Here is a 14914-nt window from a genome sequence, read left to right on the forward strand (position 1 = left end):
TGTTCCGTTGCGGGTGCCGGTCGTTGCTGGGCCAGGCGATGGAGCGTCAAGGACCTACAAGGAAAACAAGTCCCATGAACGTCAGCACTCCTACCCTGATCACCTTTGTGATCTACATCGCGGCGATGATCCTGATTGGCTTCATCGCCTACCGTGCTACCAAGAACTTCTCCGACTACATCCTCGGCGGGCGCAGCCTCGGCAGCTTCGTCACCGCGCTGTCGGCCGGCGCCTCGGACATGAGCGGCTGGCTGCTGATGGGCCTGCCCGGCGCGATCTTCGTCGCTGGCCTGTCGGAAAGCTGGATCGCCATCGGCCTGATCGTCGGCGCCTGGCTCAACTGGCTGTTCGTTGCCGGTCGCCTGCGCGTGCACACCGAGCACAACCACAACGCCCTGACCCTGCCGGACTACTTCTCGCACCGCTTCGAGGACGAGAGCCGCATGCTGCGGATCTTCTCCGCGCTGGTGATCCTGGTGTTCTTCACCATCTACTGCGCCTCGGGCGTGGTGGCCGGCGCGCGGCTGTTCGAGTCCACCTTCGGCATGCCGTACGAGTACGCGCTGTGGGTCGGCGCCGCGGCGACCATCCTTTACGTGTTCATCGGCGGCTTCCTGGCAGTGAGCTGGACCGACACGGTGCAGGCCACGCTGATGATCTTCGCGCTGCTGATCACGCCGCTGTTCGTCATCCTCGCGCTGGGCGACATGGGCAGCGTGATGGCCACCATTGAGGCGCAGAACCCGGCCAACTTCGACATGTTCCGCGGGCTGTCCTTCGTCGCGATCATCTCGCTCATGGCCTGGGGCCTGGGCTACTTCGGCCAGCCGCATATCCTGGTGCGCTTCATGGCGGCCGACTCGATCAAGACCATTCCCAACGCCCGTCGCATCGGCATGACCTGGATGATCCTGACCCTGGCCGGCGCCGTGGCGGTGGGCTTTCTCGGCATCGCCTACTTCGCCGACCACCCGGCCCAGGCTGGTGCGGTCACCCAGAACGGTGAACGCGTGTTCATGGAACTGGTGAAGATCCTGTTCAACCCGTGGGTGGCCGGCATCATCCTTTCCGGCGTACTGGCGGCGGTGATGAGCACGCTCAGCGCGCAGCTGTTGGTCAGCTCCAGCGCGCTGACGCAGGACTTCTACAAGGCCATGCTGCGCAAACACGCCTCGCAGACTGAACTGGTCTGGGTCGGCCGCGGCATGGTGCTGCTGATCGCCCTGATCGCCATCGGCATCGCCTCCAACCCGGAGAGCAAGGTGCTGGGTCTGGTGTCCTACGCGTGGGCCGGCTTCGGCGCGGCGTTCGGTCCGGTGGTGCTGATCTCGCTGCTGTGGAAGCGCATGACGCGCAACGGCGCGCTGGCCGGTATGCTGGTGGGCGCGGTCACCGTGGTGGTGTGGAAGGAGTTCATCGGTCTGGGCCTGTACGAAATCATCCCGGGCTTCATCCTCGCCAGCCTGGCCATCCTCGTGGTGAGCAAGCTGGGCGCGGAACCCGCGCCGAGCATCGTCAAGCGCTTCGAGGAGGCCGACGCGGATTACCACGCCGGCTGAGAAGGGCAGGGCGCGTTTGATCCTGACACGATCAAACGCGCCTGAGTCCCGGCCAGCCACCCTGTGGCCCGGAGGTGCGCCAGCGTCCGCAACCCAGCTACTACGCGGCGTCTTAGTCCATCACCTCCGACAGGTCGATCCGCCGCCAGCGCGCTTCGGCGAAGCTGTACAGGGCGAAGGCAAGCAGGCCGATGCCGATCGCCAGCAGTAGCCAGGAGCCTGCCGGCAGTCTCTGCAGGGCTTCGAACGCTTCCTTGAGGCCGGGCGGGTCGGTGGGCTGGTAACGACTGCCGCCCATGAACAGCAGCGCGGCGATGATCAAGAAGACGCAACCGCGGGCCGCCAGGCCGATCCGAGAGATCGGCCTGACCAGCCGCATGGTCTGCGAGTCGCATTGGAAATAACGTTCGAAATGCGCCCGCCAAGCTTTGATCAGATGGGCGATACCTGCGCCCAGCGGGACAAGGGCAACCACGTAGATCAGCCACTTCGAATGTTGCAGCCCGAGCAGACGCTGCAGCAGGTCTGCCTTGCCGCCACCCGAGCTGTTCCCACTGGCGAGCGTATCCAGCCCGCTGATCAAACTGAGGGTGAACAGCGCCAGCAGCAGATTGACCCCGCCGCTACCGAGCAGGCCACCGCGGATCAGCAGTCCCTTTGCATCGGAGCCGTGGCGGTCGGTATCACGTATTCCCTGGGTGAAGCGCCAGGCGACGTGAGCGAGCAGGCCGATCACGATCAGCCAGAGCAGCCCGGCGCCGAACGGTTGTGCCAGTAGTTGCTGGATGGCGCCCTTGGTATCCACGGATCGTGCTGCACCCAGCGCAGCCAGCACCGCGATAAAGGCGACGATGGCATAGACCACTCCGCGGGCGGCATAGCCACTGCGGGCCAGCCAGATCACACCTCGAGTCATATTCATGCTTGTGCTCCGACCGTTCGGCCGCTTGGAGTAGCGGCCTCTTCAGTGGGACGCGAGCTGGCTATTTCAGTTCGGCGGAAGTCGACTGCTTCTCGAGCCTCCGAGAGCTGCGAAGAATTAATACCGACTAGCGGAACGGGACGAAACGGCCACGGTCTGATCCATCGTCCAGCTGCGTCTGCTGGCGCTTGGGCGGAAAGGGCTTAAGGCCGTGGAGAATCAAGGAGTATCTCGATGAAAGTCTGGATGGTGTTGTTGCTCGGTGTAACGCTCGGTCTCGCTGGCTGCAGTTTCAGTGCACCCGGCGTGCATGCGCGTATCGGCGATGCGGACGCGGTACGTGTGGATCTTGGCGGCCACGGTCACGGAGGTGGCTTCTGCCCGCCAGGGCACCGTATGAAGGGGAGCTGCTGATGACTGCGCGTTTGCTAGCCGTGGGCTTGGCCGCCCTGTTGATCTCCGGCTGCAGCCTGCGCCTGCCGGGCATCGGCATCGATATCGGTGACGCCGGAGGCGGTCCACCACATTGCCCGCCAGGACAGGCCAAGAAAGGCAGCTGTTGACGTATCGGGCGTCTGCTCCGCAGAGCCCGCTCAGCAAGGTCGTCGACCGATCTTGCGCTATCAGGAGACATCGCATGTCCCGTCTTCCCATATTGCTCGTCGTGCTGACCCTGCTGAGTGGCTGCACGGTTTACGGCCATGGCGACCATGGCTATCAGCGGCCCTACTATCACGGCGTCCATCGGGAGCATCGCCACGACGTCTACCCGACGCGCTATTACTACTACGAGCGTCCCGATTATCGCCGCTATGCACCGCCGCCACCTGTCCGTTACGACCGGCATGAGCCGCGCCACGATTACAGCAAGATCCATGATCGGCACTCACCCCGGTATCAACACCATCGCCAGGAGTACAAGAAGTTTCAGGCGCGGCGGGAGGCGCCACGAAAGGAGCAATATCACGCCAAATCCCGCGATCATCGACGACAGTGGCGGCATGAACGCTGAATCTGAAGGCGCCTCGATACACCGGGATCAGCGGCCGTAGATAGAGGTGTAGGGTTACGACCCAACGACGCTGCCTTCGCTATACGTTCCTTTTGATCGGACGCGCTCCTTCGCCTAGCGAATGGAGTTGCTGTCCGATTTTTCGTTGGGGGGCTGAGCCGGTAGTTGGCGATTATCGAGCTGTGTGTCGATAATCGCGCCATTGTCAGCGCCCGGGCCCCTTGCCATGACCGATGATCACCGCGTTCACCTGCCGCCGATGGCACCGCCCATCGTGGCGTCGCCGGCCAAGCGTATCGAGGCGCTAACCGGCGATCCCAACTTCATGACGTCGCTGGCCCGTGGTCTGGCGGTGATTCACGCTTTTCAGGAACGCAAGCGCCACCTGACCATCGCGCAGATCAGCCATCGCACGGAAATTCCCCGCGCTGCCGTGCGCCGCTGCCTGCATACGCTGATGAAGCTCGGCTACGTCACCACCGACGGGCGCACCTATTCGCTGCTGCCCAAGGTGCTGACGCTCGGTCACGCCTATCTGTCCTCCACGCCGCTGGCGGTGACCGCGCAACCGATCCTCGATCGCCTCAGCGAGCAGCTCCACGAAGCTTGCTCGATGGCAACGCTCGAAGGTGACGAGGTGCTCTATGTGGCGCGCTCGGCAACGCCACAGCGGTTGATCTCGGTGGATCTTTCGGTGGGCAGCCGCCTGCCGGCCTATTGCACGTCGATGGGGCGCATCCTGTTGGCGGCTCTCGACGATGCTGCGCTGGATGACTACCTGGCTCGAGCGGACCTGCAGGTGAAGACCAGTCGCACCTTGCACACCGCGGAAGCGCTGCGCGAGAACATCGCCGAGATTCGACGCCAGGGCTGGGTGATCGTCGATCAGGAGCTGGAAATGGGCCTGCGCTCCTTGGCCGTTCCACTCAAGGATTCAGCCGGCCAGGTACTGGCCGCGTTGAACGTCGGCACTCACGCCGGACGGGTGTCACGGCAGGAACTGGAATCGCGCTTTCTGCCGGTACTGCTCGAAGCCAGCCGTGAGCTGAGCACGCGACTGTTCCACTGACGATCGGCTCCAGACACGGCTGCCGATCACCTCACAGTGCGCCGCGCACTGATGAAGGCGGTGAGTCCAGCGATGCTGGAGGAGAGATAACCACTGCTGCAATGTGTTCGATAATCGAACCTTATGTCGATTATCGGATTGTTACGTCGTGGCCGGATCGTTAACGTTTTCATCAACGCACGCTGCGTACCGAAAACAACACGAGATCCGACTCATGGCTGAACTTCTTACGCTCCGCGAAGCCGTCGAGCGCTTCGTCCAGAACGGCGACACCGTTGCGCTGGAAGGCTTTACTCACCTGATCCCCACGGCTGCCGCTCATGAGATCGTCCGCCAGAACAAGCAGGACCTGACGCTGGTGCGCATGACGCCGGACCTGGTCTATGACCTCTTGATCGGCGCCGGCTGCGCGAAGAAGCTGATCTTCTCCTGGGGCGGCAATCCCGGTGTCGGCTCACTACACCGTCTGCGCGACGCGGTGGAGAAGGGCTGGCCGCAGCCGCTGGAGATCGAGGAGCACAGCCACGCGGATCTCGCCAACGCATACGTGGCCGGTGCCTCCGGCCTGCCGTTCGCGGTGCTGCGTGCCTATGCCGGTTCCGATCTGCCGAAGGTCAACCCGCTGATCAAGTCGGTCAGCTGTCCGTTCACCGGCGAGGTGCTTGCCGCAGTGCCGAGCGTGCGCCCGGACGTCACCGTGATCCACGCGCAGAAGGCCGATCGCAAGGGCAACGTGCTGATCCAGGGCATCCTCGGTGTGCAGAAGGAAGCCGCGCTGGCCGCCAAACGCTGCATTGTCACCGTCGAAGAAATCGTCGACGAGTTGAACGCACCGATGAACGCCTGCGTGCTGCCGACCTGGGCGCTGACCGCGGTCTGCCGGGTGCCGGGCGGCGCGCATCCGTCCTATGCCCACGGCTACTACGAGCGCGACAACCGCTTCTACCAGGCCTGGGACCCAATCGCCCGCGACCGCGAAGCGTTCACTGCCTGGATCGAAACCTACATTCGCGGCACGGACGATTTCGCTGAGTTCAAGCAAAAGCTCGCCGGGGAGGCCAACTGATGAGCGCTTACAGCACCAATGAAATGATGACCGTCGCCGCCGCCCGCCGCCTCGGCAATGGCAGCGTCTGCTTCGTCGGCATCGGCTTGCCATCGAAGGCCGCCAACCTGGCGCGCCTGACCCATGCACCGGAAGTCGTGCTGATCTACGAATCCGGCCCGATCGGCGCCAAGCCGTCCGTGCTGCCGCTGTCCATCGGCGACGGCGAGCTGGCCGAGACCGCCGACACCGTGGTGCCCACCGGCGAGATATTTCGCTACTGGTTGCAGGGTGGGCGTATCGACGTAGGCTTCCTCGGCGCCGCGCAGGTGGACAAGTACGGCAACATCAACACCACGGTGATCGGTGACTACCACCAGCCGAAAGTGCGCCTGCCAGGTGCCGGCGGCGCGCCGGAGATTGCTGGCAGCGCCAAGGAAGTGCTGATCATCCTCAAGCAGTCGCATCGCACCTTCGTCGATAGGCTCGCCTTCATCACCTCCGTCGGTTTCGGCGAGGGTGGCGAGCACCGCAAGCAGCTGGGGCTGCCCGGCAAGGGCCCGGTGGCAATCATCACCGACCTATGCATCATGGAGCCGGAAGCCGGCACCCATGAGTTCATCGTCACCGCGCTGCACCCGGGCGTGTCCCGCGAGCAGGTGGTCGAGAACACCGGCTGGCCGATCCGTTTCGCCGAGCAGGTCACCACCACCGAAGCGCCGCGCGCCGAGGAACTGGAAGCATTGCGCGCCCTGGAGGCACGAACCGCCGCTGCCCACGGTCAGCAAGGAGGAGAGGAATGAGTCGCGACGTATTCATCTGTGATGCCGTGCGTACCCCCATCGGCCGCTTCGGCGGCGCGCTGGCAGGCGTGCGGGCTGACGACCTGGCGGCGATTCCGCTCAAGGCGCTACTCGAACGCAACCCTGGGCTCGATCCAGCGGCGGTCGACGAGGTGTTCATGGGCAGCGCCAACCAGGCCGGCGAGGACAACCGCAATGTCGCACGCATGGCCGCGCTGCTCGCCGGGCTGCCGGAGACGGTGCCGGGCGTGACCCTGAACCGTCTCTGCGCCTCGGGTATGGACGCGGTGGGCACCGCGTTTCGTGCCATCGCCTGCGGTGAAATGGAGCTCGCGATTGCCGGTGGCGTCGAGTCTATGTCCCGCGCGCCCTATGTGATGGGCAAGGCCGAAACTGCGTACGGTCGCACACAGAAGATCGAGGACACCACCATCGGCTGGCGCTTTATCAATCCGAAAATGAAGGAGCTGTATGGCGTCGATGCCATGCCGCAGACCGCCGACAATGTCGCCGACGAGTGGCAGATCAACCGCGAGGATCAGGACGCCTTCGCCCTGCGCAGCCAGCAGCGCACCGCTGCCGCCCAGGCAGCCGGCTTCTTCGCAGAGGAAATCGTCCCGGTGGTGATCAAGGGCAAGAAGGGCGAAACGGTGGTGGACACCGACGAGCATCCGCGGGCCGACACCACCGCCGAAGCGCTGGCCAGGCTCAAGCCGGTCAACGGCCCGGACAAGACTGTCACCGCTGGCAACGCCTCGGGCGTCAACGACGGCGCGGCGGCGATGATCCTCGCCAGCGCCGAAGCGGTGCAGAAGTACGGCCTAAAGCCGCGCGCCAAGGTGCTCGGCATGGCCAGCGCCGGCGTCGCCCCGCGCATCATGGGTTACGGCCCGGTACCGGCGGTGAAGAAACTGTGCGAGCGGCTGAGGCTGGCGGTCAGCGATTTCGACGTCATCGAACTCAACGAGGCCTTCGCCGCGCAGGGCCTGGCGGTGACCCGCGATCTCGGTTTGCCTGACGACAGCCCCAAGGTGAACCCCAACGGTGGCGCCATCGCCCTGGGACATCCGCTGGGTATGAGCGGCGCCCGCCTGGTGATGACGACTGTTCACCAGCTGGAAAAGTCCGGCGGCAAGCTCGGGTTGGCGACCATGTGCGTCGGCGTCGGCCAGGGGCTGGCGCTGGTGCTGCAACGGGTCTGATCGGGCTGAATGCAGTTTGCTATTAACTGCGCCGGACTCGCTGTCGTGCGTCTTGGTCGAACACAGTATTGAAGTGAGAGAGACGATGCCTACCGTACAACTGGCCGATGCCAGCCTGAACTACCGATTGGATGGCGCCGCTGGGGCGCCCGTGCTGGTGCTGTCGAACTCCCTGGGTACCAGTTTGGGCATGTGGGACGAGCAAGTTCCGGCCTTTGCCGAGCACTTCCATGTACTGCGCTACGATACCCGTGGCCATGGCGGATCGAGCGTCACCGATGGGCCATATACCATCGAGCAACTTGGCTGCGACGTGCTGGGGCTGCTCGATGCGTTGGGTATCGAGAAGTTTTCTTTCTGCGGTCTGTCCATGGGCGGGCTGATCGGCCAGTGGCTCGGCGTCCACGCCGGCGAGCGCTTGCAGCGGCTGGTGCTGTGCAATACCGGGGCAAAGATTGGCAGCGATCAAATATGGAACGAGCGGATCGCCCAGGTGCTGAAAGGCCGCGAGCAGGCCATGCGCGACATGCGCGACGCTTCCATCGCGCGCTGGTTCACCCCGGCCTTCGCTGAACGCCACCCGGCTGCGGCAGGCCGCATCACTGCCATGATCGCGGGCACGTCTCCCGACGGCTATGTCGCCAACTGCGCAGCAGTGCGTGACGCCGACTTTCGTGAGCAGCTGGGTGCGATCAAGGCCGCTACAATGGTGGTATGTGGCCAGCAGGATCCGGTGACAACCGTCGAACACGGCGAGTTCATGCAGCAGCGTATTGCCGGTGCCGACCTGGTGACCCTCGACGCGGCGCACCTATCCAACGTCGAGGCCGGCGAAGCCTTTACTCTGCGCGTGCTGGATTTCCTGCGCGGCTGAGCCGACAGACCGTGGAGCAGGCTGCGTCAGGCTCCACTCCGCACAAAGAAGTGGGACGGCGTCTCACCGCTCTATCGGCCAGGTATCGAAGCGAGTTCAGTCCGTCGGGACTGGCTTCAGTCTGGCCATCACTACTGACTAGCGTGCAATAGCGCCCAGCGACTTCAAAAACGAAAAAGCCCTGTAAAAACAGGGCATCATCGTGTGGTGTCTGGAGCGGGCGAAGGGAATCGAACCCTTTTGCTTAGTGTGTCGTTCCGTCTCAATGCGTGTCGTTATGCGGTTTCCGGGCTGAACCGCCTGCTCGTTTCGTGGCAATTCGTCACAGCGATTTCGACACTTTATCGACACCATCCTTGTGGCAGCGTTAGGATCAAGCGTAAATTTCAGTCGCTATCGACCGCTTCGTACATTCTTAATTCTATCTACAATGTTTTCTATTGTTGTTTTTTTCGGGCGGTTAACGAATGTGGTTATAGTTTTAATAACTGCCGCTATGAGACAGAAGTAAAATAGTGCTTGCCAGCCTGAGCTGTTCAATCCAAATGAGTCGGTTGGTGTTGTCGTAATTATCGTAATCAGCAGCGTGAGTGATATACCAAAAGGGGCTACCCATTCGTTGCGGCGCTCCAGTGCCTGTTGGTTTTCAATCAAGATGTTTCGTAGTTTGTCTTCGGTTATTTGAATTAAATGAATTTCTAGATTTTCTGAGATTCCGCTTACGGGTATTTTTCCCGTAATAGTGATCGATTTATTATTATTGTTAATCATCAACTTTAGACCAAAGTTGTATGGTGAGCGAGTTAATAGCGCCAATCCGATGATTCATCATCATCATCATTATGTGTTTATTATTATCTATGGTGGCTAATTCAAAGAACTCGGTGAGCGATGTTCCAAGAGAGTTCTCCCAGTTATGAAGAGTCATCAGACTCCAGCTGTCCTGTGGGGTGAAGTTAACTCCTGGTTCTTTTCCGTCATCCATAAAACGAATTTTTATTTTTAGATCGACAGCTGAGGCGGTTGTGATAGATTCGGGTATATTTATGGTGACGCTTGATTCGGAATTTTTTGGAATGAGTAAGTTTATGGTGTCTATATGCTGCATTCCATCAAGAGTGCATTTTGATTTCATCTGTTTTCCTATTTGGCTTGCAAGAACGCTGCTTGGGTATCTTGCCTGCAGGTTAGTTAAGGTAAGAAATTATTTTCGGCAGCACATGCTGGCTTAAACTGGCTGCACATCTTCTTGAACGCAACCTTTGCACCTTTGCGACAGTCGCGGTAGATCAGGGAGCCGCGTTTGTAGTTTTGGCACACGCTGCTGTAGTCGATCTGGCCATTTACCACTGTCCACTCAAACTGGCCGCTGATGCTCTGTTTGTTGTGGCCGTTCTCCCAGCTCCAGTTGCTGACGTGAGTCTGTCGGGAAACGGAGCGCTTTTGCGTGTTGCTGGTGGAGTTGGCTGCGTAGTAGCGGGCCGGTGGTGGCTGCATCGTGTTGGCAACGGGGCGGGGCGTGTAGTTGCTATCGTTGAACGATGTTTGGCGCTGCTGTAGCGCTCGCGAGGTGCCTTCTTCGAACCAGTCGATTTCTTCCTGGGTCAACGGCCGTTGCTGGGGCGCTGCTGCTGGGGCTTCGTAGCTTGCAACCGAAGGCTGGCTAACCGGCTGTATGGGCTGTGCCGGCTCTTGGCCAAACCAAGGCTTGCCGCCGACATGGATGCCTTGCTTGATCTGGTTTACGTCTAGTACAACCGGCTTGCCGAACGTAAACGCCAGTGCTGACAATACCGCGGAACCGATACCCAGGATCGCCAGGAACCGCCAAGGGCTTGGCTTCTTTCTGTTGCGTAGATACTCCGGTGCATCATCCCAATCTGATCTCATAACGCCTCCTTGCTCAGTGATCGGGGTTATTAAATAAATCTGTCCTCTTTCCTCTTTCCTCTATTCTTCCATTCTTTAATGGTGATGCTGTCGTGGTTCTTTGTTAACAGTCGACGTTCTAGTTCATGAATTAATTTCAAGACCTTTGCCAGCTTCTGATGGGTTTCTACTACTTGGCTCTCCAGTTCGATGCATTCGCTTTTTATGCTTTGGTATTCAAGAGAGTTTTCAATATCAGCTTCGTCGTAGTCGAGTGGTAGCTCGCGTCCCCTCCTAACGGCCATCTGATGACGAAGATGTAGGTCGTCTAGTTGCTGCCGTAAGAATTTTTTCTCGGCCGATAGCATCACATAATTGTGGTAAAGATCGTTATCTGAGGTGTGATCGTCAAATTTTTCGGATTTTAATATCGAAGAGAAGTGACCCATGCTGGGAGGCACAATAGAGGCACTCTCAGAAAGCTGCTTTGTCTCTCGGAGCTCTCTGATCTCCTGTAAGGCTTCTCGGGAGGTCTTTTCTTTAAGGAAATCACCCGCTAAGGAAAGAAACCGCTCTGGTTGATACATGTGGAAGTCCATTCCCGTTTCTCGAATGAATTCCTGTATCAGTTCTGGTCTAGGTCCTAGAGTTTTTCCTTTGAATCTTAACCACCAATCTTCTTTTCCGTCATCGGTTACGAAGATGACTGGCAAATTATCGGCTTTGGATTTTTCTATTATACTTTTCCAAACTATCAAATCCCCATATGGTTTGCATCGGGCGGCCAAAAAAGTTTCTGCTGAGGCCTTCTTGTTGTCAGCGTAGCCGGGAGGGATCTTCTCTGCATAACGCTTTTCCCCCTCTTTGATAATTTCTTCCAGCTGGTCGTCACTTAGCTTATTGCCAACTCTGTTGTTGAATATGGTAGATATCTGGTCTTTGATATCGTCTTCGTGTATTCGATTAACGTGTGTTTCTTTGTTGGCCTCAAGTTCCGATTTCAGACTCTGCAGACTTTTTTCAACTCGATTCATGACCGATTTCGATACGAAAGGGTGTTGGCGAGGATGTTCGAGTTTGCTGCTTAGTGTTGAGACCTCGGTTAGGGTCGTTGTGTATTTTTCCTGCTGCTCATCTATTACTTTTAGGCGATTCTCAATATATTCATGAGCTGCTTGGTACGGTATCCAAGTTCTTTCTTTGAGCAGGTCGAGAATTTGTAAGAATGTTGTTTTTGTCTCTTCGGAGTAACGGTATAGATTTAGAAGAATATTTGCGTCAAATACGAATATACATTTCGACCATAAGTCTCTGTGGGCATTTTCTTCTTTGGCGAAATGACCTGGGAATAAATTTTTCATTATTGCTTCCTTGACTGCCGGGCATACCAACGCCTTCCAACTTCAGATGTGATCGCTATCCCGCGCTCTGACTGGGCAATTTTGAATCCGCTTCTTCATAACCTGGGGAGTACTGACCCTTCGAGGGATCGACCTCGCCTTTCCAAAGCCAAAGTTCGTACTGAGGAAATGCTTTTAGCAGTGCCTCCATATCTTCAATGCGTGTTTTGACCTTCATATCGGTGGCTACGGTCTGCCAACGACGCCGGTTGTTGATCGACGAAGCCTGGGCGAGTCGCGCCGGTCCGATATGGCGAACAAGCGTTCTTAAACGCTCTTCTATCATTCCAAAATGCTCTAAAAGGCACTGACGAAATATTTGATCGACGAAATATTCGTCTGTAGTATCTCGTTCAGTGACGAATTATTCGTCAGTGCAGTAATGCACAAATTGCCACGAATAGTGACGGAACGAGCATGGAACTGGAAGAGCTAGAACCTTCAAAGCTGATCGCCCCACAGCAGGACGTGGAAACCGTCGAAGCCTGGGCCGAACGTAATGGCCTGACATGCTCCATGGCCCGCGCCTGGGTCTACCGGGGCGTACTCCCCACCGTAAAGCTCGGCAAGCGCCGCATGATTAACAGTGCGCTGCTGCGTAGCTGGCTGCTTGAGCAGGAGTGGACCGCATGAATCCTCCTCTTTATACGCAAGCCGCCTTCGCCGCTCTGGCCGGTGTATCCGTAGATATGGTCGCCGGCTGGGTCAGGACTGGCGCCGTCGAGAGCGTGAAGCTCGGCAAAACCCGTCTGGTGCGTTTTCCGGGGGTTAACCAATGAGCCGCACAGACCCGCAATTCAAGCTGCGTATGCCTGCTGCACTCCGCGCCCAGGTCGAGCAGTCCGCTTGGGCTGCACGCCGCTCCCTGAACGCCGAAATCGTCATCCGCTTGGAAGCGTCCTTCGCCCAGGTTGCGCCCAGCACCAATGAACAGGAGCGCTCCGCATGATCCGCGCCGTCTACGGAAAGCCAGGGGAGGGGATGACCCATGCAGAAGCCGGCCAGCTATCAACGCCTTCCGCACGCCCAGGACTGCGACTGCTCTGTCTGCTGGTCCAGGCGCGAAATGGCGAGACCCGCTCCCTTCCAGTCCACACCATGCGCCCGATGCCGCCCCGCGTATGCGCAGCCGATTCGCACGTTGCAAATGGGCTGCATCGGTGGAGTCTGGAAGCCTCTGCGCTCGGAGTGGACAGTGGAACCAGCCTTTATCTGCGAGAAGCACACGCCACCCGCCCGCCCCGCGAAGTGGTGGAGCGTTATCTACGACTTGGGCAAGCCAACGCCCTACGTGCCGATTCACGAACCGTTCGAACTGGTGGGGTGATGGCATGAGACAGCCAACTGCTCTTGTTGCCTGCGAGTTCTCCGGCCGCGTTCGTGATGCGCTGACCCGCGCCGGGTTCTACGCCGTCAGCTGCGACCTGCTGCCATCCGAAACCGAAGGCGAGCACATCCAGGGTGATGTGCTGGAAGTGCTCGACTGGGGGTGGGATCTGCTGATTGCCCATCCGCCCTGCACCGACCTCGCTACCTCAGGTGCTCGCTGGTTTCCCGAGAAGATCGCTGATGGTCGCCAAGAGCGCGCCCTGGATTTTGTGCGTGAGCTGCTTGCTGCGCCGATCCCTTTCAAGGCGCTCGAAAACCCGAAGTCCGTTATCTCTAGCCAGATCCGCAAACCGGACCAGATCATCCAGCCGTGGATGTTCGGTCATGGCGAACGCAAGGAAACCCATTTCTGGCTCCAGAACCTGCCGCTCCTGGTACCGACCGAGATCGTCGACGGTCGCGAGCCGACTGTGCATCACATGGCACCGGGGCCGGACCGCTGGAAGAACCGTTCGCGTACCTACCAGGGTATTGCGGACGCGATAGCCAAGCAGTGGGGCGGCTACGTGTTGAGCCAGCTCGCCAGCCCCGCGCGACCTGTCCAGGTCCAGGGCCGCGCTCCCGGCTCGTCGGATCACGCTTCACCGATCCGGCGAACGGAAGCACGGGCGGAGCGCACCCTTGACCCCGCACGAACCGAAACAGCCTTCGCTCGTGAGTGCGGGAGCGCTTTTCCCTCCCGCGCTCCCGAGCCCTCGGCGGCGAGAGCGGGATGACAAGGGCAGAGCCCTTGGTGTTTAGAGAGTGAGGTTTATTAACTAATTTTGTTTTGAGCGTGGAGTGTAAGTGTCGATTCGTCGCTATTCATGCCAATAAACCACGCAACTTGATAATTCCTTGAGTATGAAAAAAGTCCGTTTCAAGCGCGTATAACTAGAGCTACAGATTAACCCGCAAGCCAAGTAACAAGCCGGTTGCAGTGAAATTGCTTTTTCACTCGCTCGGGATCGCTCGGCCTGCAGAAAGCAAAGCAGCGCAATAAAGCGCAACTAGAGAGAGGAAACACAAGATGGCACGTTCGACTATGGAAGTTGCATTTCTCGGCACTCAACGCTTCGACGGTGAAGCGGGCCAGAAGTACATCAAGGTCTTCTACGGCGATGAGCCGGACGGCAAGACTGAACACGGCCTGTCGATCATCGGCATGGCAGCAGCGGACGAAGTAGCCGACGAGATCTTCGCAGCCGGCGCCAAGTTCGAGCCGCTGCAACTGGTGCGCATCCACTTCGAGATTGCCCGTGGCGGGCAGAACAAGGGCAAGAATCTGGCGCTCCAGCTCGAAGCCGTCCAGACCCGCGCCGCTGCCGAAACCCCGCGCACCCCAGCTCAACCCCAGGCCAAAGCCGGCGACCCGGCCAAGGCCAACTAACCGGGAGGGGCGGCCATGCTGATCGATGACCGGGTGTACTGCGACTGCTGCGGAAACGACATGGGCAAGCTCATGGCGCTGCCCGCGCCGCAAAGCGACCTGCTGCCGAACCTCGGCCTGCCGCCCCACTTCGCCGTCTGCCCCGACTGCGAACCCTCCGAACAAACCGCCGACCTTGAGGCCGGCGAATGACTTACGCGCTCACCTGCGACGGCACCGTCTCGGTCGATGCAGGCGGGGCGCCCCTGTGTTCCGGTGGCTGGGTCCTGATCCAGCTTCCAGAACAGTTCGACCCCAGCCAACTGGACCCCGCGGTATTGGCCTAGGTGTTCGGGATCGGATTCACGCTCGTAACCACTGTGCTGTTGATCGGCATCGGCTGTAAGGCCGTACTCGACTTC

22 protein-coding genes are annotated in these 14914 nt (G+C 59.4%); 16 read left to right on the forward strand and 6 right to left on the reverse strand.

The genetic code is table 11. The features are described from left to right. The first annotated feature begins 74 nt into the window (after nt 1–74). Entirely contained in the window at nt 75–1559 is a 1485-nt protein-coding gene (putP, locus tag N8H22_RS15635) for a sodium/proline symporter PutP (RefSeq protein WP_264591431.1), read from the forward strand. 112 nt (nt 1560–1671) lie between these two features. Here the strand turns inward: putP and N8H22_RS15640 are convergent, their stop codons facing one another. Then, on the reverse strand, nt 1672–2481 hold the full coding sequence (locus N8H22_RS15640) for a DUF1206 domain-containing protein (RefSeq protein WP_264591432.1): 810 nt from the start codon (nt 2479–2481) through the stop codon (nt 1672–1674). Between the two features lie 234 nt (nt 2482–2715). On the opposite strand from N8H22_RS15640, the gene N8H22_RS15645 reads away from it, so the two are divergent. The 8 genes from N8H22_RS15645 (at nt 2716) to pcaD (ending at nt 8486) form a co-directional block, all read left to right on the forward strand. Further along, nucleotides 2716–2895: a hypothetical protein gene (locus tag N8H22_RS15645; RefSeq protein ID WP_264591433.1), complete on the forward strand. Its 180-nt coding sequence runs from the start codon at nt 2716–2718 to the stop codon at nt 2893–2895. Beyond that, the gene (locus N8H22_RS15650) at nt 2895–3044 is read left to right on the forward strand and encodes a hypothetical protein (RefSeq protein ID WP_264591434.1); all 150 of its coding nucleotides are present in this window, start codon (nt 2895–2897) and stop codon (nt 3042–3044) included. Before N8H22_RS15645 ends, N8H22_RS15650 begins: the two co-directional genes overlap by 1 nt. 74 nt (nt 3045–3118) lie before the next feature. After that, on the forward strand, nt 3119–3493 hold the full coding sequence (locus N8H22_RS15655; RefSeq protein ID WP_264591435.1) for a hypothetical protein: 375 nt from the start codon (nt 3119–3121) through the stop codon (nt 3491–3493). 226 nt (nt 3494–3719) lie between these two features. Beyond that, complete coding sequence (locus N8H22_RS15660; RefSeq protein ID WP_264591436.1) at nt 3720–4562, forward strand: IclR family transcriptional regulator C-terminal domain-containing protein; 843 nt, start codon at nt 3720–3722, stop codon at nt 4560–4562. A gap of 214 nt (nt 4563–4776) precedes the next feature. Continuing rightward, entirely contained in the window at nt 4777–5628 is an 852-nt protein-coding gene (locus N8H22_RS15665) for a CoA transferase subunit A (protein ID WP_264591437.1), read from the forward strand. Further along, on the forward strand, nt 5628–6410 hold the full coding sequence (locus tag N8H22_RS15670) for a CoA-transferase subunit beta (RefSeq protein ID WP_264591438.1): 783 nt from the start codon (nt 5628–5630) through the stop codon (nt 6408–6410). Before N8H22_RS15665 ends, N8H22_RS15670 begins: the two co-directional genes overlap by 1 nt. Then, nucleotides 6407–7612 (forward strand): 3-oxoadipyl-CoA thiolase, encoded by a 1206-nt coding sequence (gene pcaF, locus N8H22_RS15675; RefSeq protein WP_264591439.1) that lies wholly within the window; start codon nt 6407–6409, stop codon nt 7610–7612. The genes N8H22_RS15670 and pcaF overlap by 4 nt, the downstream gene beginning before the upstream one ends. Before the next feature lie 85 nt (nt 7613–7697). Beyond that, the gene (pcaD, locus tag N8H22_RS15680; protein ID WP_264591440.1) at nt 7698–8486 is read left to right on the forward strand and encodes a 3-oxoadipate enol-lactonase; all 789 of its coding nucleotides are present in this window, start codon (nt 7698–7700) and stop codon (nt 8484–8486) included. A 393-nt stretch (nt 8487–8879) separates the two neighbouring features. Here the strand turns inward: pcaD and N8H22_RS15685 are convergent, their stop codons facing one another. The 5 genes from N8H22_RS15685 to N8H22_RS15705 are packed head-to-tail and all read right to left on the reverse strand — an operon-like array spanning nt 8880 to nt 12041. Beyond that, nucleotides 8880–9257 (reverse strand): hypothetical protein, encoded by a 378-nt coding sequence (locus N8H22_RS15685; RefSeq protein ID WP_264591441.1) that lies wholly within the window; start codon nt 9255–9257, stop codon nt 8880–8882. Beyond that, nucleotides 9250–9621 (reverse strand): DUF6864 domain-containing function, encoded by a 372-nt coding sequence (locus N8H22_RS15690; RefSeq protein WP_264591442.1) that lies wholly within the window; start codon nt 9619–9621, stop codon nt 9250–9252. Before N8H22_RS15690 ends, N8H22_RS15685 begins: the two co-directional genes overlap by 8 nt. A 56-nt stretch (nt 9622–9677) precedes the next feature. Beyond that, entirely contained in the window at nt 9678–10376 is a 699-nt protein-coding gene (locus N8H22_RS15695) for a hypothetical protein (protein WP_264591443.1), read from the reverse strand. Between the two features lie 29 nt (nt 10377–10405). Then, nucleotides 10406–11716 carry a PIN domain-containing protein gene (locus N8H22_RS15700; protein ID WP_264591444.1) on the reverse strand — a complete coding sequence of 437 codons (1311 nt, stop codon included), beginning with the start codon at nt 11714–11716 and terminating at the stop codon, nt 10406–10408. A 55-nt stretch (nt 11717–11771) separates the two neighbouring features. After that, the gene (locus N8H22_RS15705) at nt 11772–12041 is read right to left on the reverse strand and encodes a DNA-binding protein (RefSeq protein WP_264591445.1); all 270 of its coding nucleotides are present in this window, start codon (nt 12039–12041) and stop codon (nt 11772–11774) included. A 131-nt stretch (nt 12042–12172) separates the two neighbouring features. On the opposite strand from N8H22_RS15705, the gene N8H22_RS15710 reads away from it, so the two are divergent. The 7 genes from N8H22_RS15710 to N8H22_RS15740 all read left to right on the forward strand — a co-directional run bounded on the left by N8H22_RS15710 (nt 12173) and on the right by N8H22_RS15740 (nt 14705). Then, nucleotides 12173–12388 carry a hypothetical protein gene (locus N8H22_RS15710; RefSeq protein WP_014819553.1) on the forward strand — a complete coding sequence of 72 codons (216 nt, stop codon included), beginning with the start codon at nt 12173–12175 and terminating at the stop codon, nt 12386–12388. After that, on the forward strand, nt 12385–12534 hold the full coding sequence (locus N8H22_RS15715; RefSeq protein ID WP_264591446.1) for a helix-turn-helix domain-containing protein: 150 nt from the start codon (nt 12385–12387) through the stop codon (nt 12532–12534). The genes N8H22_RS15710 and N8H22_RS15715 overlap by 4 nt, the downstream gene beginning before the upstream one ends. Next, nucleotides 12531–12704, forward strand: a complete 174-nt coding sequence (locus N8H22_RS15720; RefSeq protein ID WP_038662367.1) for an Arc family DNA-binding protein — start codon at nt 12531–12533, stop codon at nt 12702–12704. Before N8H22_RS15715 ends, N8H22_RS15720 begins: the two co-directional genes overlap by 4 nt. A gap of 117 nt (nt 12705–12821) precedes the next feature. Beyond that, a complete protein-coding gene (locus N8H22_RS15725; protein ID WP_264591461.1) occupies nt 12822–13082 on the forward strand; it encodes a DUF5447 family protein in 261 nt (86 codons plus the stop codon). A gap of 4 nt (nt 13083–13086) precedes the next feature. Continuing rightward, on the forward strand, nt 13087–13860 hold the full coding sequence (locus N8H22_RS15730; protein ID WP_264591447.1) for a DNA cytosine methyltransferase: 774 nt from the start codon (nt 13087–13089) through the stop codon (nt 13858–13860). A 293-nt stretch (nt 13861–14153) separates the two neighbouring features. Next, a complete protein-coding gene (locus N8H22_RS15735; RefSeq protein ID WP_042926025.1) occupies nt 14154–14513 on the forward strand; it encodes a hypothetical protein in 360 nt (119 codons plus the stop codon). Nucleotides 14514–14528: 15 nt separating this feature from the next. Next, nucleotides 14529–14705: a hypothetical protein gene (locus tag N8H22_RS15740; protein WP_264591448.1), complete on the forward strand. Its 177-nt coding sequence runs from the start codon at nt 14529–14531 to the stop codon at nt 14703–14705. Nucleotides 14706–14914 lie beyond the last annotated feature (209 nt).

The sequence above is a fragment of the Stutzerimonas sp. S1 genome, from assembly GCF_025966695.1.
In the GTDB taxonomy this organism is placed as follows: domain Bacteria; phylum Pseudomonadota; class Gammaproteobacteria; order Pseudomonadales; family Pseudomonadaceae; genus Stutzerimonas.